At 43.3% G+C, this 22,646-nt stretch carries 23 protein-coding genes and 3 pseudogenes; 14 read left to right on the forward strand and 12 right to left on the reverse strand.

The genetic code is table 11. The features are described from left to right. Window positions 1-233: 233 nt before the first annotated feature. From IM322_RS15325 to IM322_RS15335, 3 genes are all read right to left on the reverse strand, one after another. Window positions 234-728: a DUF4276 family protein gene (locus IM322_RS15325; RefSeq protein WP_502863262.1), complete on the reverse strand. Its 495-nt coding sequence runs from the start codon at window positions 726-728 to the stop codon at window positions 234-236. Window positions 729-812: 84 nt separating this feature from the next. Next, the gene (locus IM322_RS15330; protein ID WP_287673168.1) at window positions 813-935 is read right to left on the reverse strand and encodes a hypothetical protein; all 123 of its coding nucleotides are present in this window, start codon (window positions 933-935) and stop codon (window positions 813-815) included. A gap of 10 nt (window positions 936-945) precedes the next feature. After that, window positions 946-2,373: an AAA family ATPase gene (locus IM322_RS15335; protein ID WP_287673169.1), complete on the reverse strand. Its 1,428-nt coding sequence runs from the start codon at window positions 2,371-2,373 to the stop codon at window positions 946-948. 390 nt (window positions 2,374-2,763) lie between these two features. On the opposite strand from IM322_RS15335, the gene infC reads away from it, so the two are divergent. Further along, window positions 2,764-3,294, forward strand: coding sequence for a translation initiation factor IF-3 (gene infC / locus IM322_RS15340; RefSeq protein ID WP_002757952.1), 531 nt, complete (start codon window positions 2,764-2,766; stop codon window positions 3,292-3,294). Between the two features lie 86 nt (window positions 3,295-3,380). Here the strand turns inward: infC and IM322_RS15345 are convergent. From IM322_RS15345 to IM322_RS15360, 4 genes and pseudogenes are all read right to left on the reverse strand, one after another. Further along, window positions 3,381-3,590: pseudogene (locus tag IM322_RS15345) on the reverse strand (hypothetical protein); the annotation flags it as partial. A 40-nt stretch (window positions 3,591-3,630) separates the two neighbouring features. After that, the gene (locus tag IM322_RS15350) at window positions 3,631-4,299 is read right to left on the reverse strand and encodes a hypothetical protein (RefSeq protein WP_287673171.1); all 669 of its coding nucleotides are present in this window, start codon (window positions 4,297-4,299) and stop codon (window positions 3,631-3,633) included. Window positions 4,300-4,395: 96 nt separating this feature from the next. Next, window positions 4,396-4,692 (reverse strand): hypothetical protein, encoded by a 297-nt coding sequence (locus IM322_RS15355; protein WP_287673173.1) that lies wholly within the window; start codon window positions 4,690-4,692, stop codon window positions 4,396-4,398. A 382-nt stretch (window positions 4,693-5,074) separates the two neighbouring features. Further along, window positions 5,075-5,200, reverse strand: a complete 126-nt coding sequence (locus IM322_RS15360; protein ID WP_287698999.1) for a hypothetical protein — start codon at window positions 5,198-5,200, stop codon at window positions 5,075-5,077. Window positions 5,201-5,395: 195 nt separating this feature from the next. Here IM322_RS15360 and IM322_RS15365 point away from each other — a divergent pair, with 195 nt between their 5' ends. Then, a complete protein-coding gene (locus tag IM322_RS15365) occupies window positions 5,396-6,619 on the forward strand; it encodes an NB-ARC domain-containing protein (protein WP_287673174.1) in 1,224 nt (407 codons plus the stop codon). Here the strand turns inward: IM322_RS15365 and IM322_RS15370 are convergent. Next, entirely contained in the window at window positions 6,616-7,941 is a 1,326-nt protein-coding gene (locus IM322_RS15370; protein ID WP_287673176.1) for a serine/threonine-protein kinase, read from the reverse strand. The two genes, IM322_RS15365 and IM322_RS15370, sit on opposite strands and share 4 nt — an antisense overlap. A gap of 175 nt (window positions 7,942-8,116) precedes the next feature. Here IM322_RS15370 and IM322_RS15375 point away from each other — a divergent pair, with 175 nt between their 5' ends. Further along, window positions 8,117-9,610: an ammonium transporter gene (locus tag IM322_RS15375; RefSeq protein ID WP_287673178.1), complete on the forward strand. Its 1,494-nt coding sequence runs from the start codon at window positions 8,117-8,119 to the stop codon at window positions 9,608-9,610. 65 nt (window positions 9,611-9,675) lie between these two features. Here the strand turns inward: IM322_RS15375 and IM322_RS15380 are convergent, their stop codons facing one another. Then, the gene (locus IM322_RS15380) at window positions 9,676-11,877 is read right to left on the reverse strand and encodes a PhoX family protein (RefSeq protein ID WP_287673180.1); all 2,202 of its coding nucleotides are present in this window, start codon (window positions 11,875-11,877) and stop codon (window positions 9,676-9,678) included. Between the two features lie 288 nt (window positions 11,878-12,165). Between IM322_RS15380 and IM322_RS15385 the strand changes: the two are divergent. The 3 genes and pseudogenes from IM322_RS15385 to IM322_RS15395 form a co-directional block, all read left to right on the forward strand. Continuing rightward, window positions 12,166-12,735, forward strand: a pseudogene (locus IM322_RS15385) (potassium channel family protein); the annotation flags it as partial. A 173-nt stretch (window positions 12,736-12,908) separates the two neighbouring features. Further along, window positions 12,909-13,109: a DUF4278 domain-containing protein gene (locus IM322_RS15390; protein WP_287078352.1), complete on the forward strand. Its 201-nt coding sequence runs from the start codon at window positions 12,909-12,911 to the stop codon at window positions 13,107-13,109. Between the two features lie 323 nt (window positions 13,110-13,432). Then, entirely contained in the window at window positions 13,433-13,894 is a 462-nt protein-coding gene (locus IM322_RS15395) for a PPC domain-containing protein (RefSeq protein ID WP_287078353.1), read from the forward strand. Here the strand turns inward: IM322_RS15395 and cobS are convergent. After that, window positions 13,891-14,649 carry an adenosylcobinamide-GDP ribazoletransferase gene (gene cobS / locus IM322_RS15400; protein WP_287673198.1) on the reverse strand — a complete coding sequence of 253 codons (759 nt, stop codon included), beginning with the start codon at window positions 14,647-14,649 and terminating at the stop codon, window positions 13,891-13,893. The two genes, IM322_RS15395 and cobS, sit on opposite strands and share 4 nt — an antisense overlap. A 623-nt stretch (window positions 14,650-15,272) precedes the next feature. Between cobS and IM322_RS15405 the strand changes: the two genes are divergently transcribed. From IM322_RS15405 to IM322_RS15430, 6 genes and pseudogenes are all read left to right on the forward strand, one after another. Beyond that, window positions 15,273-15,908 carry a peptidoglycan-binding protein gene (locus tag IM322_RS15405; RefSeq protein ID WP_287673183.1) on the forward strand — a complete coding sequence of 212 codons (636 nt, stop codon included), beginning with the start codon at window positions 15,273-15,275 and terminating at the stop codon, window positions 15,906-15,908. 402 nt (window positions 15,909-16,310) lie between these two features. Beyond that, a pseudogene (locus tag IM322_RS15410) lies at window positions 16,311-16,794 on the forward strand (type II toxin-antitoxin system VapC family toxin). A gap of 2 nt (window positions 16,795-16,796) precedes the next feature. Continuing rightward, a complete protein-coding gene (locus tag IM322_RS15415) occupies window positions 16,797-16,982 on the forward strand; it encodes a hypothetical protein (protein ID WP_002757942.1) in 186 nt (61 codons plus the stop codon). 226 nt (window positions 16,983-17,208) lie between these two features. Continuing rightward, the gene (locus IM322_RS15420) at window positions 17,209-17,484 is read left to right on the forward strand and encodes a hypothetical protein (RefSeq protein WP_193956850.1); all 276 of its coding nucleotides are present in this window, start codon (window positions 17,209-17,211) and stop codon (window positions 17,482-17,484) included. Then, window positions 17,481-17,708: a PIN domain-containing protein gene (locus IM322_RS15425; protein WP_287673184.1), complete on the forward strand. Its 228-nt coding sequence runs from the start codon at window positions 17,481-17,483 to the stop codon at window positions 17,706-17,708. Before IM322_RS15420 ends, IM322_RS15425 begins: the two co-directional genes overlap by 4 nt. 53 nt (window positions 17,709-17,761) lie before the next feature. Then, window positions 17,762-17,983 (forward strand): PIN domain-containing protein, encoded by a 222-nt coding sequence (locus IM322_RS15430; protein WP_287673186.1) that lies wholly within the window; start codon window positions 17,762-17,764, stop codon window positions 17,981-17,983. A 346-nt stretch (window positions 17,984-18,329) separates the two neighbouring features. On the opposite strand, the gene IM322_RS15435 is transcribed toward IM322_RS15430, so the two are convergent. Then, window positions 18,330-18,575 (reverse strand): hypothetical protein, encoded by a 246-nt coding sequence (locus tag IM322_RS15435; protein ID WP_287673189.1) that lies wholly within the window; start codon window positions 18,573-18,575, stop codon window positions 18,330-18,332. Between the two features lie 310 nt (window positions 18,576-18,885). Between IM322_RS15435 and ilvA the strand changes: the two genes are divergently transcribed. Beyond that, a complete protein-coding gene (gene ilvA / locus IM322_RS15440) occupies window positions 18,886-20,397 on the forward strand; it encodes a threonine ammonia-lyase, biosynthetic (protein WP_287673191.1) in 1,512 nt (503 codons plus the stop codon). 30 nt (window positions 20,398-20,427) lie between these two features. Then, on the forward strand, window positions 20,428-21,291 hold the full coding sequence (rsmH, locus tag IM322_RS15445; protein WP_287673193.1) for a 16S rRNA (cytosine(1402)-N(4))-methyltransferase RsmH: 864 nt from the start codon (window positions 20,428-20,430) through the stop codon (window positions 21,289-21,291). Window positions 21,292-21,335: 44 nt separating this feature from the next. On the opposite strand, the gene IM322_RS15450 is transcribed toward rsmH, so the two are convergent. Then, on the reverse strand, window positions 21,336-22,502 hold the full coding sequence (locus tag IM322_RS15450) for a pyridoxal phosphate-dependent aminotransferase (RefSeq protein ID WP_287673194.1): 1,167 nt from the start codon (window positions 22,500-22,502) through the stop codon (window positions 21,336-21,338). Window positions 22,503-22,646: the final 144 nt, after the last annotated feature.

The raw sequence follows: 22,646 nt of genomic DNA on the forward strand, positions 1-22,646 counted from the left end.
CCAGAAAAAGGATAACTAGATAGCAAGTGATATTCTAGTAGGTTCGGTTCAGACATAATCGTGTAAGACCTAAGTAAGGGAAACCAGAAAGGGCTGTGATTAGCTCAAGAATCCTCACGCCTTTAGGCCCAGGAGTGTCAATCCCATTTTCTTTTCTAGAATAGGGTTTGAGGTTGAAGGCAATTAACCATCTCTGCCATTACTTTAGAAAAATGGTATTAGCAAGGTCTTATTCACGTTTCATCAGGATTATCCTCTATATTGTTGACTTTCGTTAATTGTGGAAAAATATCTCGTACTGCCTCTTCAAATTTTTTGTAGGAAGACAAGGATTCTAATTTCGACAATTCGATTGTTGTAGCAAGCGGTGAATATAAATCGTCAATTTTTAGTTTATTTCGATACCGTTTAGTCATACCTTCTCTGGCTTTATTGATGGCATTTTTAATCGTTTCTTTCGGATTGCTAAAAGATTCGGGTTCTTTATCGATTGCTAACTCACTATCACTTTTATTTGTACACAATTCTTTTTTTAGTAATTCTTTGTCTGCTAATATCCAGGCTTCAGTCATTTGTATTGGAACGATAGCAACTAAATTTTTACATAAGTCTCGCTCGTCTGATTTAATAGCATTAAAAGCCAGATTAATTCTTTCCTTAAATGCGTTTTCATCTGTTTTATCATCTGCGTCTGCATGGAAGCACAAAACCATTGCTCCCTTCTCCACCGCTTGAATTGCGTATTGTTTAGCTTTTTCTTGGATATTTTCGCCAGAGATTTGTGGAAGACAAATTGGTTCAAAAATTTCTATTTATTGTTGACCGTCAAAGGCAAATCTCTCGAAAGTGCGCTGAATAATATTCGGTAAAAATCTATGATCGGAACTGCCTTCTGTAGCTAAGGCAATAATTATTTGTTTGATTGTTTTTGCCATCTTAATTGATTTACTTTAATTGGTTTTGTTGATTTTTAATATTTTTAATCGCACTTTCAGCATCAGCAGTTTTTAGATATTCGACCACTTCCGAGAGAGTTAGCTTGACCTCATTTTCGGAGGAAAATAAAGTTAATTGTTTTTGATCCTCTTTGATAACAGGGTAAAATTTAGTGATTTTCATCTTAATTCGCTTCTCTTCAATAGTGGATATTAGAGTGGTAAGTTGAGACAACCAAATGCTGACATTTTTATCATCTTGCCAATTAATTAATTGACTCACTAAAACTGGAGAATGAGTGTTCACTATTACTTGGCGTAAAGGCATTTCAGTATCTTCAAAATCGACCGTTAGCTCTTTTAATAATCTTGCCATTGCTTCAATACGAAAAGGATGAATGCCATTTTCTGGCTCTTCAAAACACAGTAATCCTGTGTGTTGTCGGTCGTATTGCAGGACACATAATGTTAATAAACGTAGGGTTCCTTCGGAAAGCACTCTCGAAGAAAACTCCCGATTATCATCGCCTTTTACCTTGATAATAAATTGTCGATTTGCTTTGTCATCATAAACATTAACTTCTGTAAGATTTGGTAGCAGATTATTGAGATCACGGGAAATTGCTGTGAGGGTATATTCATCATCTTGTTTAATGCGAAATAAAGCAGCGGCTAAATTCTTACCACTTGCTGTTATTGTATCTCTGATGCCTATATCTTGACGAGTAGGTTCTCGCAGATCTTCGGGATTAAGCTGCATAAACTTCCAACTCAGCATTTCTTGTTTGGCGGCTAATATATGTTTAAAATCTATGGTATTAATGCTGCTTAAAACAGTTTGTGATGCGTTTTTTGCGGGAAATACTTTTTTATTTCCTTGTTGACCATCTTGATGTACAACAATGGTAGCAATACCATTAATATCTTCAGTCTTAATATAAGGAAAAGTTCTCCTACCCGTTCCTACTTTTGGTCGCCAACTTTCCAATACTGTCTTAGGAATATAATCTTTTACCCAATTATCTTCCTGGTGCTTTAAATTTTCTAAACGTTCATCAACAATATACAAGTTTTCAAAGCCAATTATATTAGACTCTCGTTTAATTTTTAATTGATAGCGCAACCTTGTATATTTAAGATCGACTTCCCCACCCCAATTATCTTTTACCTTGCGGTTGACTAACATTTCAACTATAAATTCCATTTCCGTGGCGTAGTCGTCCTCATCATACTGGGTAAAGAGTTCGCTAGGATGTCCTCGTTGCTCGCTAAAAGCCGTCTTCAGATCCACTTCTGCCAGCCGCGTCAACAATTGCAAAGCATCAAATAAATTACTCTTACCAGAAGCATTAACCCCAGCAACTACAGTAAGCGGCGTAAATACCATTTCAAAATTATGAAAGGATTTAAAGCCATGAATTTTAATATAAGTAATCATAGTTTTAGGCGATAAGTAATATTAAAACATCAGCGCACTGGACAATCTTCTCAACTTTCGGCTGATACTGTCTTGCTATAATCTAGGCATTGCTTACAGGAGGTAGTGCGATTACGCCGATTTTGTCGGGTGCGTTCCCTGCTGCAACGAGGGGGAACGCACCTTACCGATCGATTCCTGAGAGTATGGTAGCTTAGGTCTGACAAAGCCCATAGACAACAGCTTATCTGGCTGACGGCCGGCGGCTGACGACCGGCGGCTAAAAATTAACATTGCAAGAAAACTTAACAATTGGCCAAGAAACTCGATCGAGTAGGTAGAATAACAAGTAAATCATTTTGTAAACTCCACCCGATTAACTAACTAGAATAGAGATAACCCAGAACGCCTGTGATAGATAAAAGACGCACTACTCGCGATCTCCCCCAAATTAACGAAAGAATCCGCTTTCCCGAAATCCGCGTTATCGATAGCGACGGCTCTCAACTAGGAATTATTACTCCTGCCGAAGCTTTACGCGTGGCCGAAGAAAAGGAACTTGATCTCGTCCTCGTCAGTGAAACGGCAAATCCTCCCGTTTGCCGGATTATGGACTATGGCAAGTACAAGTTTGAACAGGAGAAAAAAGCCCGTGAGGCCAAGAAAAAACAGCATACAGCCGATATAAAAGAAGTTAAAATGCGCTATAAAATCGATGAGCATGACTACAACGTGCGAGTCAACCAAGCGCAACGTTTTTTAAAAGCGGGAGATAAGGTAAAAGCGACGATTACCTTCCGAGGCCGGGAAATTCAACACTCTAACCTAGCGGAAGAATTACTGGCGCGCATGGCCAAAGATTTACAGGATGTGGCTGAGGTACAGCAAGCGCCAAAAAAAGAAGGTCGTAACATGATGATGATGTTATCGCCGAAAAAATAACTAACTAATCCGGAAAAAAGGGGCTAAGACCCCTTTTTTGTTTTTCGGAAATCCTGAAGGGAAACCGATAATCTAAAACAAATGTATTATCCAGATTTTGACTCGGTTCGCCGAATCGCCACCACTGCTGGCCGGGGAGGTTGATTAACTTGACCACTGGGCCAATTCGACCCTAGGGGTACTTGTCGCATTTGTTCAAATTCCTGCCCATTAGTGGTTTTCAGGGCAAATTTACGGTTTTCAAAGGCCAAATCCCGACGAATTCCCCCCGCTTCTCCCGGATGTTGCACAGCGAGAATACAGAGGAAAATCATCAAGCTTTGCTAAAATCCAATACTATGGAGTAGTGGGGAGATTCCTGATATATTCCTCAACTCGATCATCGGGATGGCTGATCCCTAGGTTGAATACCGTGTAAAATAAATTTTGGATCAATCTCCAGATGTTTAAAGCTTGTTCCCCGATAGATGGATGGGTCGAGAGCCTAATCAACGGCAAATTCCCTACCATTCGATGATCTTGATTGTGAGGATGAGGACTAAATAGAACCCGATAATCCTCGGCGATAATTTCCTTATCGCATCTCATCCAATCTTCATAAGAAGCTTTACTCTGTTCGGGAGTATAAACGCAATGCTCTTCGCTCAAACGGCGTATCTTGTAATAGGTTCGGGGTAATCGTTCTTTATAAATTCGTAAGTTGTGATGAACAGCGAGATAGGATAGAGTCCAGTGATGTCCGTATTCGTGGGCTAAGGTTAGTTTTAATTGCTCGATCGTACCTAAAACGAGAGAGTTAAGGCGAATTATCGCTTTAAATGTCTGTCCATCATATTGCCCGTACCAATCACCATTGGTATTTAGTCCCAAATCCCTAATTTCTATTACATCCAACCAGGCTAACTCGATTGGTGACGAAAGACGAAGTTCCTGCTCGACAAAATCCGATAGTGATTCCAATTCGTCTAGAGTATATTGTTTACTAAAGTCTTTTATCGTAGGCATCGCAACGTGATTTTCGTAGATTCTTAACTGACTATTCTAATAATATAACCTAGCCCAACATTATAGACTAGGTTATATTATATGTGTTGTAAGACATTATTTTTTCTTGCTTGAAGGGTCAAAGATAGTTGGCTGTTGCCCGTCATCTAATTCATCAAATGCGTCTTTCTCTGGATCTTCCGGCAGGATGGGAGCGCTCGCCATCTCGATTATATTTTTGCCGTCGCGAACTATTTCCCGATAGGCTACTCCCGTGCTCTCCTGACTGGCGAACACTCCAGATTCGAGTTTATTTAGATAGTCCTTCATTCGCTCGATCCTCGCTTCCGGGACTCCTGCCTCCAAAGCTTCTTGAATATTTCGTTTTAATTCTTGAGTAGTGACGGGGATCATTGATCTTAGTGTCTTTAAAATACACTGGAAACACTCTTCCTATAATGATTTTACAAAGAAAAGAACAGAAAAACTACTATAATTGACTAACTTCTGACTAACTTCTGACAAATTTTTGAATAACTTCTGACTAACTTACGCTACTATAGGCATATACCCAAAATCATCATTTATGCCTAGATCATTAGAAATCCCTCTGGAATCCATTTTAAAGCTAACTTCGCCCAAACAAAGGAGAAGCCAACAAGACTATCCTTGTTGGCTCATTACCCTAGAGCGATAGCATCTAAGCTAAACGGCTTTTACTTCGGATCACCGATATAGACTCCAAAAGGGTTATAGCTATTGGATCATGCAGGTTAAGCGCCGTTTAGCTTATTGACTACGGGTTTCCTTCTTCTTCCTCATCTTTTTGAGCTTTTGCGTCGGGGTCGCAAAATTTATCGATCAGATCGAGGATCGCTCTCAAAAGATCGACGCTCATTTTAGCAAGCTGTATATAAGTCATGATTTCTAGCATTTCGGTAACCTCCTACCTTTTGCCTTTCTTTCCTTATTATCTTGGCTAATTTGTAGGACATTTAATGGCATTCGGGTAATATATTTTCTAATATAAATATCAATAAATTGCCTTAAAAATCGCTTGATTATAGTTTTTAAATTCCTTCCAGATAACTTCCGCATAACTTCTGAATAACCGCTTATGTCTAGATCGCTGAAAATCAATCCCGAATACATCCCTAAAGCCGAACTCGCTCTTAAACAAAAGAGATACACGAACAAAAGTACCTTCGCCGAATTGATTCCTTTGGCTAGAGCGACCGTTACCAAATTTTTCAAAGGTAAGCCGATTAGTCATGAGAATTTTACGACAATTTGCGAGAAATTAGGTTTAAACTGGCAAGAGATAGCATTGCTAGAAGAAAACTTCGGGAAAGGGGAAATTGATCGGAAGGACTGGGGAGGGGTGACGGAGGCGGATTTTTTCTGCGGGCGTACGGAAGAACTCGCCGAGATCAAACGGTGGATCATCGGTGACAAATGCCGTTTAATTACGGTTTTTGGGATGGCAGGGATGGGAAAAACCGCTCTCGCGGTGGAACTAGCGCAGGGGATCGAGGGAGACTTCGATTACCTCATCTATCGTTCCCTTAAACAGGTTTCTCCCCTTACGGAACTTTTGGGGGATTGGTTAGAGATTTTGACAAATTCTCCCCGCCGGGAGTTACCCGACAGTATCGATATCCGTTTGGCTAGGCTAATCGATCGAATGACCTATCATCGGTGTCTTTTGTTATTGGATGACGGCGAGGAAATTTTACAAAGCGATAATTTAAGCGGGAGATATCGAGAGGAATTTCAAGACTACGAAAAGCTATTGAGACGGATGGGAGAAGCTCCGCATAGAAGTTGTTTAGTGTTGATGAGTCGGGAGAAACCCAAAGATATCGATTTTCTAGAAAAGCGGCAGAATACAGTAAAGTCTCTGTTCTTGGGAGGACTCGACGAACTATCGGCTAGGGAGATGGTGAATAAGGAGGGAGGACAAGGAACAGAGAGGGAGATTCGGGATTTTATCGAACTGTATCGGGGTAATCCTTTTTTTCTTAAGCTTGCTTTGGCTAGAATCGTCGATATCTTCGGTGGTAATATTGCGGAGTTTTTACAGACTGGGACGATAAATTTTAGCGATATTAAGGAGATGATCGAGGTGCAGTGGCAACGGCTTTCGGAAATCGAGCGGGAGATATTGGAGGTTTTGGCGAGGGAAGAGGAAGCGATTTCTGTCCCGGAATTACGATCGAAGCTCAATAAACCCGGACTGACGGATGCGGTTGATTCTTTGAGAAAGAGATCGTTCATCGAAAGCAGGGATTCGGGCTTTATTCTTCCGAATTTGATTCAATCCTACGTTCGAGGACTTTAATCGAGATAGCGAGGAACGATGTCAACTTTTATCGCGTCTTTAACACTATTATTAACACTCTCTCGGATAACTTGCTCTAGTTTCTCCGCCAGTTCTGGGAGGATGATCTGGTCTCGTTTTCTGAGGATTTCCACGCGCACGGTACAACCAAATTGCTTGGGATCGAGAATAATATTCGAGTATTTTTGGATGATAGGATAGGGACTATCCTGTGCTTTAGCGGCATTAATCGCTTTTTGGGCATCTCTAGCTAGGGCATTGCTATCCTGTTTGCCATCTTTTCTAATCCTGCATTGGGTGTCATTGCTAGTATTAGGATTAGTTGGAGAAGGATCGGACTTGATCGCGAAATATCCGAAAACTAAAACCCCTAATACCATGACCCCCAAGACTACTTTTTGAAATATAGAACGAGAGTTTTCCTGTGAATTAACCTTATCTTCAATGACTTGAAGTCGTTTCAATATATCCGTTGTATTTTTGGGTCGCTTGTCAGGTTTTCGCTCTAAAAGACTATCGATTAAGGTGGCAAATCGATCCGATACGGGTGTAGATTCTGTAAGCCATAGTAACTTTTCTTGAGTATCTTGTTCGATTTGAGAGGGATTCTTGTTGGTTAGAAGATGGACGAAAGTACGCCCGAGAGCGTAAAAATCGGATTTGAAATCGGCTTTTCCCTTGTACTGTTCGGGAGCCATATAGGGGAAGCTCCCGATCGTTGTCGTAGTTTGCTCGTCTATATTTTGATTAATTAAACGAACCGCACCTAGATCGATTAGAAATATCCTGTTATCGCTATTGCGGTACATAATATTAGAAGGTTTAATATCGCGATGGATGAAATTATTAGAATGTAGTCTTTCTAAAATAGTAGTTAGTTGTTTTAACCAGTCGATCGCCCGCATTTCATCGATCGCCCCGTGCTGTTTTAGCCACTGCTCTAAGTTCAGTCCTGGGATTTTCTCCATCACTAGACAGTGAGCGGGAATAGGATTATTGGGAAACTCGATCGGGAAATATCCGTCTTTTCCTACTGTAGGAAGTCCCTCGATCCGGTAATTTTTTAATAAATCTGCCTCTCGATCGAACCGAGAAATCGTGTCCGGGTTCTTTGTGTAGAGAACTTTGAGAACCTTGGGAGTGTCTTGATCCTTCTCATCCACCACATCGTAAAGGGTAGTTACCCTGTCCTCCCTCTGGTGTAGTACGTTCGTCACCCGATATCTATCATTTAGTAGCAAGTCGGAACTGCAAGCCTCGCAGACACTCCCATCTTCGGAGTTCTCCGGCCGGGGACAGATGGGATTGATACATAATGCCATAGATTCAGATAGTCAAGGTTGTATTATCAAGAACATCTTGCGATTTTGCCGATCTATGACTTGATATAGTTTTCATACATGGAAAATCACTCGTTCATTCGCTTACTCTTATATAATACCTACATTTCTCTTGTAAGCACTCTCTTCCTAGTAATGCAATTTACCCATTGTAGCTATGCGATTTTACAGAATAAAAAGGCTATCTCAAGGATTGATTGCTAAAAATAGACGGAATTTTCAATACATCGGTTTATTCTGTACTACTTTGAGCCTGAGCATCGGTATATCGGCGGTAATGGCTCAAGATCTCGGATTATCCGAGCAAGTGGCGCAGTTAAACCGCGGTCAAAATACGATCTGGGTGTTACTCACGGGTAGTCTCGTCTTCTTCATGAACTGCGGCTTCGCCATGCTAGAGACGGGCTTTTGCCAGAGTAAAAATGCGATCACCGTCCTCGCCAAAAACACGATCGTCTTTACCGTCGCTACCGCAGTCTATTGGCTGATCGGTTTCGGACTGATGTTCGGGGATGGCGGCAAATTTGTCGGAACACCGGGTTTTCTTCTACTCAATGGTCAATTTCCCTCCCTAGATTGGGCGGATATTCCTCTAACGGCTAAATTCTTCTTTCAACTCACTTTCGCGGGAACTGCCGCCACGATCGTATCGGGGGCGGTGGCGGAGAGGATTCGCTTCGGGGCGTTCGTCCTTTTTAGTGCCTTTTTTATCCTGATTTACTCTATTGCCGGTTTTTGGATTTGGGGAGGGGGCTGGTTGCACGATTTGGGGTTTCGGGATTTCGCAGGTTCGACGGTGGTTCACTCGGTAGGAGGATGGGCGGCTTTGACGGGGGCGTGGCTGTTAGGGCCTCGTGCGGGAAAATATATCCCTTGGGACCAAGGGGAAAACCTTTCCTTCAAAAATACCAGCTATCGCGGCAATAAAATCATGGCGACTTTCGGCGGGAATCCGAGCCTAGCGACCTTGGGATGCTTTATTCTCTGGTTAGGTTGGTTCGGCTTTAATGCGGGTTCTACCCTCGCGGCCAATGCAGACGCGATCTCTCATATCCTGCTAACGACACTCATCGCCGGGGCTTTCGGCGCGCTGGCCTCCACCACTCTCGCTTGGATATTCTCCGGTAAGCCGAGTCTAACCTTTATTATTAATGGCATTCTGGCGGGTTGTGTCAGTATTACCGCCCCCTGTGCCTTCGTGAATTTTCCGAGCGCGGCGCTAATCGGCTTTATCGGTGGGGCGATCGTTCTTCCGTTTAGTATTTGGCTCGAAAAAGGGGAAATCGACGATCCGGTGGGAGCCGTTCCCGTTCACCTCGGTTGCGGTATCTGGGGTACTCTGGCCGTGGGTATTTTCTGTTTAGCCCCGAAAGATATTCCTTGGGCGGATACCTATTTAGATCTGCCGAAAGGGGGGTTACTTTTCGGGGGAGGAGTAGATCTATTTATGGTGCAATTCATCGGGATGGGGGCTATAGGCTTTTTGGTCGCCAGTTGTAGTCTATTACTCTGGATCTGTGTGGGATGGTTCTTCTATCGCCTGTCGCATTCCAGTGATTTTGGTTTCCTTCCGCACAAGGGGTTACGGGTTTCGCAAGAGGAAGAGAAAAAGGGAATTGATTCCCTGTTTGCGGAATGGGAAGAGAAGTAATAGTTTAGGAAGTCGATACAATGGCGGTATGGCCAGAAAAGAAAGAGGAAACTTTCGCTTAAAGTCTATTTTGACTCGGTTCGCCGAATCGCCACCACTGCCGGCCGGGGAGGTTGATTAACTTGACCACTGGGCCAATTCGACCCTAGGGGTACTTGCCGCATTTGTTCAAATTCCTGCCCATTAGTGGTTTTAAGGACAAATTTGCGGTTTTCAAAGGCTAAATCCCGACGAATTCCCCCCGCTTCCCCCGGATGTTGTACTGCCAAAAATAACGTCTCTTGGTCGGGAGTAAAGTACAATCCCGTTAATTCCGCATCCATGGGAGCGATAGCAAAAGGATAGGGATGCTCTTGACCCTTGGCAAACACCCAAGCGCTATTATTGCCAAAAATACCCAATAAATCCCGTTGACTAACCGGGACCCCTTGGGGATAACGAGTTTTCATCTCTCGATTTAACCCACCCGTGGAAATATCGCTAACCATCCAGAGATTTCCCTGTTTATCGAAAGCGAGGTTATCGGGATTAGAAAAACCCTCACCTTTCTCTGTCGGTTCCCCTCCATAAGCGACCACATCCCAACGAAAACTCAAGGAAGCAGCATCGTTATTATCTTCCCTTAAGCTGATAATCCAACCAAATTCGTAGGGTATTTCGCCATTTGGTCCCTTAAATATCTCCTTATCGGCTCCTCCCTCCGCTTCACTGGGACTACCAGAGGTAAAGGTCATATATAAAGTGCCATTCTCGTCCACTTCCGTATCTTCCGGGCGACCAGTACAAGTGACCCCAACGGCGTTAGCGGCAAAATGAGCATCGATGAGAATTGCTCCCTGTTTTTCCGTCCCATTACCTTCATACAGGTCCGCGAGGGTCTTATATTTAGCTTTGTAGGCTAGAATCTCCTCATCGTCCTTAAATAGCAGTAATTTAGTCTCATTGACCGTTCTTTCGGGATTCGGCAAAGCTACCACCCCATCCCCCCGACTAGCGGCAATTTGACTCGGTAGGACGGGATTTATCTCCGTGTCGGGATTTAAGGGTATCCAATAACCGGTTTTATCGGGGTTGAATTTAGCCCCGTAGAGCATTCCTTTTTCTAGGAGTTTTGAGTTATTTTTCTGCTTAATATCGCTAATTTTGCCCTCCGAAACGAATTTATAGACATGACCGCCTCTGCGATCGCATCCTGAATAAACCGCCAAGGGTTGCCCCGTTTGAGCGAGAAAAGCGACGGCTTCATGGCGAAAACGCCCTAACCAAGTGTGTTTTGTGCCATAATCGTCGGGATTGGCAGGATCCACCTCCACCATCCAACCGTATTTATTTCCCGCTAACCCGAAGACGTTACCCCGGCCATCCACTTCCGAACTATTGAGAATAAAGGGAGTAGTATCGGGATGCAAAGGGGAACCATCTTTTAAAACTACCTCCGTCACTTGGTCTTGAAAGTTCTCCTCGGCACTAAATACAGTCCCCCAAGGCGTTGTTCCCCCGGCGCAATTTTGCAACGTTCCGATAATTTTTGCCCCTAATCCGTCATCGTAGCCAAGTTTATCGGTTTTGGTAAAAATTGCTACAGCAGGACCGGTCGCTTTCAGGTATTGACCGTCCTTTAGTCCAGAGATACCAGTAATGCGGCGATCGGCTTTACTATAGGTACGTTGCCATTTTCCCGTTTGATCTTTAGCCAGGGAAATTACGCCAATTCCCTGATCAATTAAGCCTTCTAGGGATATTTCCTCGATTTTTGCCTTTAAGCTGGCATCTTGCAGGTGATAGGCGGCAATTTCACCCTTTTCGTTCGTTTTTTCCCGTACTTCCTTGACGGGTAGGGTTTTACCAATCACTTGTTCAAAGGTTTGTAGCCAAGTACGACCACTGATATATTCAAAATTAACGGTTAGATAACCTTGACCCGGACTGGTTTCGATAAAAGATAGATAATCATTGTTATAACCGAAACGGGAATCACCCACTTTATCTCCCCACTGTGCCAGCACATCATAGGTGAATCCTTGAGGAAGAACGAGATCATCTAGGACTTTATAGGTTTGATAGGCACTTTTTTGGCTTTCATCGCTCATGCCGTCAATTTTTAAGGGAATCGGCAGTTTGACTGCAGCAAAGTTTAACCCGAAACTATTGGCAGCGATCGCAGGACTGCTAATCAGAGAGGAATATTTTTTCTCTTGCAGACTGAAAAAAGAGACACCGGCAGTGGCAGTTAAAAAGGTGAGGAAATTACGGCGAGAAATACTCATATTTTCAGTAATAAAGTCAAAACTGATACTCAGACCTTGATTAGGTTAAATTTTATTACGGACACTTGACATAGGGATTATACAGTATCCAAGTTATGACTAAGTTAACAGCCAGTTAAAAAGCTCTCCTGCAAAAATCTTCCGTTATACTAAATCCGGTTATTAAAAACTGATTATTTATCCCCCCTTTTGCATGAGTGCCTGTCCTTATAAGTAGCATTATGCTCAACGGATTTAGTATAAATTCTGCTGTAAGCTGATATCTAGATGGTCAGGTCACGGAAATCGATGCAAAGTTCACTGAAAAGGATTATCATCGGGGCGAGTTTTTTTCTCGCTACGGTAGTCGGAGCAACTATCGGTTATATGGCCTACGGTTGGAGTTTTCTCGATGCCGTTTATATGGTGATAATCACCATATTTGGAGTAGGTTTCGGGGAAGTTAAACCGATTAACACTCCCAGTCTGAGAGCTTTTACCATGTTAGTTATCGTCTGTGGGACAACCTCGGCCGTTTATGTGGTGGGAGGTTTTTTTCAGATGCTCACCGAGGGAGAAATTAACAGAGCTTTTAGCGATCGCCGGATGAATAAAGAGATGGAATCCCTAGAAAATCACGTCATAATCTGCGGTTTTGGGCGTATAGGACGCATTATAACGACTAAATTGGCAAAAACAGCCCAATCCTTTATTATCGTCGATAATAACCCTGATCGCATTGGATTAGCTCAGGAAAAAGGTTACTTAACTCTTAATGGTAACGCCACCGATGAAAGTATTCTCCAGAAAGCCGGTATCGACAAAGCGCGAGTTTTAGCGACGGTGTTACCCGATGATGCCTTAAATGTCTTTATCTCAAATGTCGGGGCGATGTTCCTAATTTTGCCCGTCGTTATGCCTTGCGTCGAGAAATGCGCTATCGGGGGTCTTCTTGGTGGGATATTTACCCAGAAAAAAGTTGAGCTTTTCTGGAATTAATTTCGCCGCGGCTGGAGATAAGACTAACTCACCAATTATCTCCAGATACAGCTATGAAATTAACCTATCGCAGCATTGCTTACGACAAAAATCCCACTGCCACCGTTGCTTCCAGTCCGATGATTTTAGGCTATCGTGGTGTTCCCTATTTAAAAAACCGTGGTGTCGCTCAAAGCATTCAGAAACCGGTAGCCGTTACCTATCGCGGTCAAGCCTATAATATCACTCAGTCTTTAGCTTCTTTGCCCATGTAAGAACCCTCTTTAAGTTTTTAACTTCTAGTTCATTTTTCAATCAATCTCTTTTAAATATTGTCAATTAATGATCACAGCAATTACCTTAAACGGGTTTTATCTTCCCTCTTGCTCCCTTGCTCCAAGGGGGATTTTTAACTTGTTTTACCAGCAAGGAATATATGTTCATAGTTAACAAAATTAATTACACATATTTTTCCCTTCCGCAGTTCCGCAGTTCTGGTGTTCCCCTTTTCTGGGGTGTGAATTTAATTTTGTCGAACTGCTGATAGTTATCAGTTTTTTGTAGAATAGGGAGATTGAGAAAACGAACATCTGCCCCTATGACAAGATTTCCTTTGACTGGTCGCTATTCTAGTTTATGCGTCTTACTCACTTTATTCTGGTTAAGCGGTCAATCTTTACCGGTGCGAGCGGAAAAAATCTATAGTCCCGTCCCCCTCATCCTCAATAAAGAAATTAACGATACTCTCACCGACAAAGATATTCCCACAGGTGAAGGGGGGTTTGCTAGGGATTATACCGTAGATTTGGACAAGGACGATCAGGTGGCCATCGATCTCAAATCGGAAAATTTTGATGGGGTGTTAATTCTCCTGGCCGCCGATGGTTCCACTGTAGCGGAAAATGATGATGGTCCCGATGGTGGCACTAATGCCCTCCTCTTTGCGCGCATTACCGAGTCGGGTAAATATATTATTCGGGTGAGAGCTTTCGGAGAAACCGGTGGGGGCAAATTTACCCTGAAATTAACCCGTTTACGGGCCGTGGAGGGCAAAAATTAGGTAATTATTGTCAAAAAAACCAAGAATAGAGCCTCTGTCCACTCTACCACCGCACCGTAGGTATCGCCGGTGTGACCCCGAAGACGACGATATAACCAGTAACCAGTAAGCAGAGCGAGGGCGATTCCGGCACTAATGGTGATTATTCCCCACCTTATACCGCCAAATAGGGCGATTACCCCCCAAATTACCCCCCCACAGTCCCAGGGCAGACAAAAAGCCACTTTATGAAAGGCTCCCTTGCCGGTGGGTTTGAGGTAGGGATAAAGAGCGATCGCCATTACTTGCCCCCAACGTCCCCAAATTGGTGCTAAAATTAGAGCTAAGGCTCGATTATCGCTTAAATCAGTCAAAGCGGCGATTTTTAGCAGCAAAACCATAGTCACGGCCATGACTCCAAAGGCCCCGGTAACACTATCGGCCATGACCGCTAAACGACGCTGGGGGTCGGTGACAGCTAAACCATCGGCCGTGTCACTAACTCCATCAAGGTGTAGTCCTCCCGTTAGATAAACCCAAACCCCCACAAGGACAACTGCACGAGTCAGGGGGGGCATTCCCAGACCGGCTAGAGTTAGATCGAGCAAAACCAGAATTAAACCCAAAAATAAGCCTACTAAGGGAATCCATCGGGCAATTCTGCCGAAATCAGGCCAGGCAATCGGAACCGGAATAATCGTATAAAAAGCGATCGCACCGAAAAATGAGCGAATTTCTTGACAAATGAAGTTAAATATGGTATTAAATGTCCCCAATAATTCGATTCCGGTATGGCAGTCTTTCTCATAAAGATGAAGTATAACATAATTTTGTATTGACGACCCTGTGGGATTTTCAAAACATCTGAGAACGCCTATAATAATTCGGCATAACACGGTTATTGTAATGTTATAGGAAAAGTTTCTTGCTATCGCTCTATATGAGAGTAATATACGGAAAGATTTGTTAAAAAAATGTGTATTTGGCGTGATATACGGAAAGTTTCGGTATAGTATATATTCGGGATGCTTCAGGTTCTGCTTAATGGGTCTAGGTTTGAAGTATTTGCGAAAAGTCAATATGGAGAGAAATTTTGTGAGACTTAATAAAATCAAGACATACTTCCATCAATTTAGAATATTGAGTGCTATTCGCGTTCTTTGTGCTGAGTTGAGTCGAAAGCTTTTTGATACTTACAATCTTTCTAGTTATTCTCAGGCAGGGGAAGATCGAATACTACTTGGCGTTGCATAATAGAGATATGAATGGAGGAAATCAAAATGCAATGCCCGATAAGTTACTTGAGATCGGAAAGAAAAAAGGGGAGAGAGTAAGCGATTAGGAGTATCTAAACAAGTCTGTTTCTGATTAAGATCAAAATAATTGAGGAAATTATGTAATGACTAAAAATTCTAATAGTAAAAAAAATATTAGCAAACTAGAACTAATAGGATATTTATTTGCATTTTTTTCGTTTACAATGGCTATTCATACATTTTTCTTCTGCAAAGAAGATGAGATAAGAAAACAGTCTATATTTTGGTTTTTTGGCTCTTTTGCCGCCGCTTCTATTTCCTATATCGATCAATTTAAAGTTGGAGATATTGAATTAAAACTCCAACAGCAAAAAGAACAGATAGTCAATGAAGTGGGAGATAAACTTCAAGAACTTATCAGAGATAAACTGAGTCTAGTTGATTTACTGGAAGACTCAATAACCGAAGAGCACAGAAAAACAAGAGATGATCAAAATAGAAAGTATTTAGAATGGTTAAATAGTTTGCCAGAAGATAAAAAGTTAGCAACTCAAAAAATGAATACAGTGTTTCAGCTAACACAACGGAGTTTAAGAGTATCTGATTTAAAAAAAATGCTTGCCAAAGCATCCCTATATCAAGGAAATACTGAAAATGAAGAATTTGATAGAGAATTAACAAAAGCAATTGAAGAGTTCCAAAACAAATATGGATTGTCTCCTGATGGAACTTGTGGACATATAACACTAAGCAAACTAAGTAAAGTTGTGAGGGGCTAAAAAACTAAATCTCAGGATTGGCAATTTTCCCTGCTTTCGCGTTCATCACTCAGTCAGTACGCTCGCAATCTTGTAGGGTGCGTTCCCTAATGCAAGTGCGATCGCTCCACCAATAGATTTTGGGGAACGCACCATGCACATTTATTGAAGATCGCATTGCCTCGTATTGCAATCGCTATCTCCGTAGGGTGCGTTCCCTAAAGTGGCTCCCACTGCTCCACTGATCGATTTTGGGGAACGCACCATGCAGATTGATTGCAGCTGTGGGTTTAAGTGCGATGGCGAAGGCACTGCGTAGGAGTACGCTGATCTTGTCGGTTGGGTTGACGGCTGTTACCCAAAACCCTCAAAACCAAGATTAAATGCAGTAGGATAGACGTTGGATAGATTTTCTAGATTGCCGTGAATGGAAGCGTCTATATTGAAACAAGTATTTTTGGGCATTTAACCGCCAGACCCACTGACAATCTGATCGTTGCTGCTAATATCAAGATTACCCAAGACTGGTGGAACGAACATAGTAGCTCATTTACGCTTTACGCATCAGAGATCGTTGAAGATGAGGCAGCCAAGGGAGATCCGATAATCGCCGCTCAACGGTTAAACTTGTTACAATCCCTAATGCTTCTCGAACTTACAGAAGATGCGTTTGAACTTTCGCAAGCGTTTCTGACTCAAAGCAATCTGCCCAAAGGCATCTAACGACGCTTTACATATGGCATTAGCAACCGTCTATAACTTAGATTATTTGCTAACATGGAACTGCAAGCACATGGCAAATGCCCAAATTCAGCGTAAGCTGGCTCAGATTAGTTCTGATCTCGGATATATATTGCCAGTTATTTGCACTCCTTATGAGCTTCTTGGATATAACCTAGAGGTCTAGTCATGTATAAAAATGAAATTCTCGATGAAATTCACAAGTATAGAGAAGAATACGCTCAATCGTTTCAATATGACTTAAGAGCTATTTTTAATGACTTAAAGCAGAAGCAACTGGCTCATAAAGATAGATTAGTTAGGTTGCCAATTAAGCGAGCGTCTAACAAATCACTGCACCCGACCGCCGGCTAAAGCATTCAATGGAACCGCTAAATCTATAGTGCAATCCCGAAGGCACTGCCTAGTAGTACGCTGATCTTGTCGGTTGGGTTGACAGAAAAAATCCAACTGTGATCTTTAACTTCATTCCAATTTGTGCGGACTGTATTCAGGTGTTACCTGCTGTGATACCCAGCAAGTGAGCCTGTTTGTTGAGTTGAGGAGTAAAATAGGGAAAGTCTTAATCTAAGATTTAGCAATGGATAGAAGCATTATAGAACGGCAATCGCTACTTGAAGCAGTCAAGGCTCTCCCTGATGAGGCCTTAGTGGAACTGTCTAATTTTCTTGACTATCTTCACTATAAAGCAGCCCATCAAAGAGAACTGACCACTCACTCTTCTAGTTTTCTGCTTGCAGTTGCAGGTTTAGGCAACTCTGGTCAACAGGATATTTCAGAACGTGATGAAGAGATTCTAGGCAATGAGATTGATCCGGTGTATGGCTGGAATCTTAAACCAAGCAATTCAGTATGACAGCAATCCTCGACACCAGTTTTTTGTTTGCTTTAACTGATCAGGGAGATCGCAATCATCAACGGGTGTTGGCTATTGCTCAAAGCGTGAATGAGCCATTGGTTCTACCTGTCGTTGTCTTGCCTGAGAGCTGCTATCTGATTGCATCAAGATTGGGACACCAAGCAATGCGCCGTTTTGTATCCAGTAAGCTAAACGGCTTTTACTTCGGATCACCGATATAGACTCCAAAAGGGTTATAGCTATTGGATCATGCAGGTTAAGCGCCGTTTAGCTTATGACACCTGATACGGTTCAAGTTGAACCTGTAATCCCAGAAGACTTGGTACGAGTGCATGAGATCTTGGAACAATATGCTGACAATCAGCTTGACTTTACGGATGCAGCGATCGTTGCCATAGCTGAAAGGCTCGCTATTACTCGCGTTTATACGCTCGATCGTCGAGATTTTTCGATCATTCGTCCAAGTCACTGCGATTACTTTGAGTTATTCCCTTGAACCGTCAGCTAACACTGCGTGGCAGCGGACGGGCGAAAGCTGCTGGTGCTGAGTTTGAGTTCATCTACCGCCGCTGCACTTCACCGTTAGCCATCGTTGTAGGGTGTGTTCCCTAATGTGGCTCCTACTGCTCCAGCGATCGATTTTGGGGAACGCACCATGCAGATTGATTGCAACTGTGGGTTTAGGCGTTGTCAAATTGAAAGATGCTCGGCGTTGCTGACTTTGGGTATGAATCATTGCATCTACATTTTTTAAAACTCAGGCTCAAACTGACTTTTTGATATAGCGTTTCTGATTCACAAGAGGTACATTGCCGATCCTGAGCAGCTTAATCAGCAAAGGTTTAAGTGTGCCGCACATATGCGAGAACCGCTATATATGCAAAATTAGCATTCATACCTTGATTAAGCAACGCCGGGGTTTTTTCGTTGAGTTGACTGGCTCTTATCTTCGGTCGGCCTTTGAGCTTTTTCTGTTCTCTGAGTTGGGCTTCCAGTTGGGTGGTTCGTTCTTGCTGCTTTTTTAGCTGTTGAGAGAGTTGGTCAATGATGGCTTGTTGTTGTTGGAGTTGCTCAGTCAGGCTCCTCACGAGGTTTTGTCAGCTATCTACTTCTTGGCGGAGGGCTTTCTCAATTTTCCTTTGGCTCTCTGTGGCAATCCTCCTATCTGTGTTAAACCAGATTTTCTCCCTCATAGCAACCCCTACACGACCTTGATTTTTGTTCGCGACAGCTTCCAGCAGTTATTGAGAGGTTACATCAGTGGGAAGTGGGAAGTAGGGAACACAGAGCAAAAAGCTGACGGCTGACAGCTGATAGCTCTTTATTGCTAACCCGACCGACGATGATCTATTCTGGATCCTAGCCTGACTTGCGAATCCTCACCGCCAAAAAAGAATAATGTACTGCGATTACCTGGTTCAAATCCTCACCGCACGCGTCTACGATGTCGCCCAAGAAACCCCCTTGGAACCTGCCCCCAATCTTTCCCAACGCTTGCACAATCAGCTTTTACTCAAGCGCGAGGATATGCAGTCGGTTTTCTCTTTTAAACTGCGCGGCGCATACAATAAAATGGCGCATTTGTCAAGGGATTTGTTACAAAAAGGTGTAATTGCTGCCTCGGCGGGAAATCATGCCCAGGGAGTCGCTTTGGGGGCGCGGCAATTGGGAACCCAAGCGATTATCGTTATGCCTGTCACCACTCCGCAAGTCAAAATCGACGCAGTAAAAGCCCGGGGCGGGATTGTCGTCCTGCACGGTGACACCTACGATGATGCCTACACCTACGCGCGGCAGCTAGAACAGGAAAAAGGCTTAACTTTTATCCATCCCTTCGATGATCCGGAGGTAATCGCCGGCCAGGGTACGATCGGTATGGAAATTTTACGACAATATCAGCAACCGATCGAGGCGATTTTCGTCGCTATTGGTGGCGGTGGGCTAATATCAGGTATTGCAGCCTATGTCAAGCGTTTACGCCCAGAAATTAAAATTATCGGGGTGGAACCTGTGGACTCAGACGCGATGAATCAATCCCTAAAAGCCGGTTATCGGCTGCGTTTGTCCCAAGTGGGATTATTTGCCGACGGGGTGGCGGTGCGCGAGGTGGGAGAGGAGACTTTTCGTCTCTGTCAGCAGTATGTGGACGAGATTATCCTGGTGGATACGGATGATATCTGTGCGGCGATTAAGGATGTTTTTCAAGATACACGCTCGATTTTAGAACCTGCGGGGGCGTTAGCGGTAGCAGGAGCGAAAGCTTATGTAGAAAGAGAAGGAATTGAGGATAAAACCCTCGTTGCTGTGGCTTGTGGGGCGAATATGAACTTTGATCGTCTGCGGTTTGTGGCGGAAAGGGCAGAATTAGGGGAACGGCGCGAGGCGTTGTATGCTGTGACTATTCCCGAACAACCCGGCAGTTTACGGCGTTTTTGCGAATGTGTCGGCAAACGCAATTTAACCGAATTTAGTTATCGCATTGCCGATGAAAAAGAAGCACATATTTTTGTCGGCGCCCAGATCGAAAATCGCAGCGATGCCAAGAAATTAGCTGAGAGTTTTGAAGCTTGCGGCTTTAAAACCCTCGATATCAGCGATGATGAATTGACTAAATTGCATCTGCGCCACATGGTAGGAGGGCGATCGCATTTAGCCGATCATGAATTATTTTATCGCTTCGAGTTTCCCGAACGACCGGGGGCTTTAATGAAATTTGTCGCCTCCATGAGTCCCCACTGGAATATCAGCGTTTTCCATTATCGCAATAACGGAGCCGATTACGGGCGCATCGTCGTCGGCATACAAGTCCCCCCCGACGAAATGAATCAATGGCAAGCTTTTCTCGATACTCTCGGTTATCGCTATTGGGATGAAAGTCAAAACCGGGCCTATCAGTTATTTTTAGGTTAAATCGCCATTTTTAGGAAGTTATCAGCACAGATGAATCAAGATTTTCCCCATATTTCCGTTTTGAGTCAAGAATTAATCGCCGGCTTAAATATTCAACCCGGGGGGCATTATCTCGATCTTACCCTAGGCGGTGGTGGACACAGCCGCTTGCTTTTAGAAGCCCATCCCCAAACGACAGTAACCGCCATCGATCGCGATCAAAGCGCCCTAGAAGCCGCTAAAATTAGTCTCGCCCCCTATCTAGATAGCCGTTTAACCCTCTGGTGGGGCAACTTCGCCGATTATAATGGACAAAATAGCAGTTTTGATGGCATTATCGCCGATTTAGGAGTCAGTTCTCCCCAATTCGATCAGAGCGAGCGCGGCTTTAGTTTTCGCCACACGGCAGCCTTAGATATGCGGATGGATCGCTGTCAATCCCTGACGGCAGCTGATATTATTAACCATTGGCAGGAAAAAGAATTAGCAGATCTTTTTTATCAATACGGAGAAGAACGTTTATCTCGTCCTATTGCTCGATCGATCGTCCAAAAACGTCCTTTTACTACCACTACTGAATTAGCGGCTGTCATCGCTAGTTCTGTCCCCGCTAGTTACCGTTATGGACGTATTCATCCGGCAACGCGGGTTTTTCAATCCCTACGCATCGCTGTTAATCAAGAATTAGATTCTCTCCAACAATTGTTAAATCAAGCCCCCCACTGGCTAAAATCCGGGGGAATTATCGCTATGATCAGTTTTCATAGTCTAGAAGACCGTCTGATCAAGTATGGCTTTCGCGAAGATAATTCGTTGAAAATTATCACGAAAAAGCCGATTATTCCCAGCCGAGAAGAACAAGCTAAAAATCCCCGTTCTCGTTCGGCTAAACTAAGAATAGCCCAAAGGCTGTAGTAAAGTAAAAACCAAGAAAGAAAGCCAGTATTTATTCTTGAAAATCACTGACTAAAATAACGCAGTCCCTTTACCAATCTTTCTACTGCCGCTAAAGCCGTTTCTGGAGATAAAGCACCGTAGGCAAGACGCAAATAACAGCCTTCTGTTATCCCAAAAGTTGAACCGGGTAACACCGCCACCCGATGCTGCTCAATTAAGCTTTTAACTAACTGAAAATCATTCTTGTCTGTGGGAATTTTCAGGAAGAAATAAAAAGCACCTTCCGCAGTGGCAACATCACAGATATCGCCGATTGATTCTAGAGCATTCAGGCAAATTTCTCTAACTTGACTGATGGTTTTTAACTGTTCTAAAGGATAGCTTTTACCCACCTGCAACGCCCCTAGGGCTGCGTATTGCGAAACCACCGGCGGACAGATTAAAATAGTATCCTGAATCTTATTAATCGCCTCAGATAAATCTTCTGGTACTACCATATAACCAATGCGCCAACTGGCAAAACCGTAGGCTTTTGAGAGACTAAACAGGGAAATAGTCCAGGATTCACTACCAACAATTGCCGCCGGGGAAAAGTGCTGGGCATGGTTATAGGTAAAATACTCATAAGCTTCATCGTGAATGTGATAGATGCCCTTTTTTTGACAGATTCGATTGACTTCTCTGAGGGTATTTTCTGGATAAACTACTCCCGTGGGGTTATTAGGAGAAATCGTCACCACTGCCTTAGTTTTTTCCGTGATTGCTTCTTCAATGGCGGCTGGACGCAATTGATAATTTTTGTCTGTGGCGACCAAAATTACTTGACAATTAGCCATTTTTATGGCCATTTCATGATTGAAATAAAAGGGAGTGTTGAGAATAATTTCATCCCCCGGGGAAGTAATGGCTAAAATGGCATTCATAAAAGCCATATTACTGCCTGCCGTCACAAAAATTGCCTGTTTATCGCTGATTTCTACCCGATTATCTTCGGCTAGTTTTTGCCGAATTACTGCTAATAAGGGGGGAATTCCCGCCACAGATTGATATTGATGATTTTTGGGATTGGCTAAGAATAAAGATAGAGATTCGATCGCCTCCCGGGGTGGATCATAGGAAACAACCCCTTGACCTAGGGAAATAGTGCCAGGGTTCGCTTTAATTAACTGACCGACCACGGGAATAATCGGTGTTTGTACCCCGTCCATGCGGGAGAGAAGGTTTCTCATTCAATTGACACTCCCCGCTCTAAAGAGACGGGGATTCTTGGTTCACAGAGATTACTTGCTTAGACAGAATTGCTTCTGAAAAAGTAGAGGTATTCTCTCCCCAAGCGTTTATTGGGTCTAGCCCAAAGGTTCCGGTATGCCCTA

Origin of the sequence: Microcystis sp. M109S1 (assembly GCF_020247025.1) — a bacterium.
Lineage (GTDB): Bacteria > Cyanobacteriota > Cyanobacteriia > Cyanobacteriales > Microcystaceae > Microcystis.

Excerpts from the sequence above, each read along its gene's own strand:
- IM322_RS15330 (WP_287673168.1), bottom strand. The coding sequence starts at position 935 with ATGGCAAAAACAATCAAACAAATAATTATTGCCTTAGCTACAGAAGGC.
- IM322_RS15335 (WP_287673169.1), bottom strand. The coding sequence starts at position 2,373 with ATGATTACTTATATTAAAATTCATGGCTTTAAATCCTTTCATAATTTT.
- IM322_RS15350 (WP_287673171.1), bottom strand. The coding sequence starts at position 4,299 with ATGCCTACGATAAAAGACTTTAGTAAACAATATACTCTAGACGAATTG.
- IM322_RS15355 (WP_287673173.1), bottom strand. The coding sequence starts at position 4,692 with ATGATCCCCGTCACTACTCAAGAATTAAAACGAAATATTCAAGAAGCT.
- IM322_RS15360 (WP_287698999.1), bottom strand. The coding sequence starts at position 5,200 with ATGACTTATATACAGCTTGCTAAAATGAGCGTCGATCTTTTGAGAGCG.
- IM322_RS15365 (WP_287673174.1), top strand. The coding sequence starts at position 5,396 with ATGTCTAGATCGCTGAAAATCAATCCCGAATACATCCCTAAAGCCGAA.
- IM322_RS15370 (WP_287673176.1), bottom strand. The coding sequence starts at position 7,941 with ATGGCATTATGTATCAATCCCATCTGTCCCCGGCCGGAGAACTCCGAA.
- IM322_RS15375 (WP_287673178.1), top strand. The coding sequence starts at position 8,117 with ATGCGATTTTACAGAATAAAAAGGCTATCTCAAGGATTGATTGCTAAA.
- IM322_RS15380 (WP_287673180.1), bottom strand. The coding sequence starts at position 11,877 with ATGAGTATTTCTCGCCGTAATTTCCTCACCTTTTTAACTGCCACTGCC.
- IM322_RS15390 (WP_287078352.1), top strand. The coding sequence starts at position 12,909 with ATGAAATTAACCTATCGCAGCATTGCTTACGACAAAAATCCCACTGCC.
- IM322_RS15395 (WP_287078353.1), top strand. The coding sequence starts at position 13,433 with ATGACAAGATTTCCTTTGACTGGTCGCTATTCTAGTTTATGCGTCTTA.
- IM322_RS15405 (WP_287673183.1), top strand. The coding sequence starts at position 15,273 with ATGACTAAAAATTCTAATAGTAAAAAAAATATTAGCAAACTAGAACTA.
- IM322_RS15415 (WP_002757942.1), top strand. The coding sequence starts at position 16,797 with ATGTATAAAAATGAAATTCTCGATGAAATTCACAAGTATAGAGAAGAA.
- IM322_RS15420 (WP_193956850.1), top strand. The coding sequence starts at position 17,209 with ATGGATAGAAGCATTATAGAACGGCAATCGCTACTTGAAGCAGTCAAG.
- IM322_RS15425 (WP_287673184.1), top strand. The coding sequence starts at position 17,481 with ATGACAGCAATCCTCGACACCAGTTTTTTGTTTGCTTTAACTGATCAG.
- IM322_RS15430 (WP_287673186.1), top strand. The coding sequence starts at position 17,762 with ATGACACCTGATACGGTTCAAGTTGAACCTGTAATCCCAGAAGACTTG.
- ilvA (WP_287673191.1), top strand. The coding sequence starts at position 18,886 with ATGTACTGCGATTACCTGGTTCAAATCCTCACCGCACGCGTCTACGAT.
- rsmH (WP_287673193.1), top strand. The coding sequence starts at position 20,428 with ATGAATCAAGATTTTCCCCATATTTCCGTTTTGAGTCAAGAATTAATC.
- IM322_RS15450 (WP_287673194.1), bottom strand. The coding sequence starts at position 22,502 with ATGAGAAACCTTCTCTCCCGCATGGACGGGGTACAAACACCGATTATT.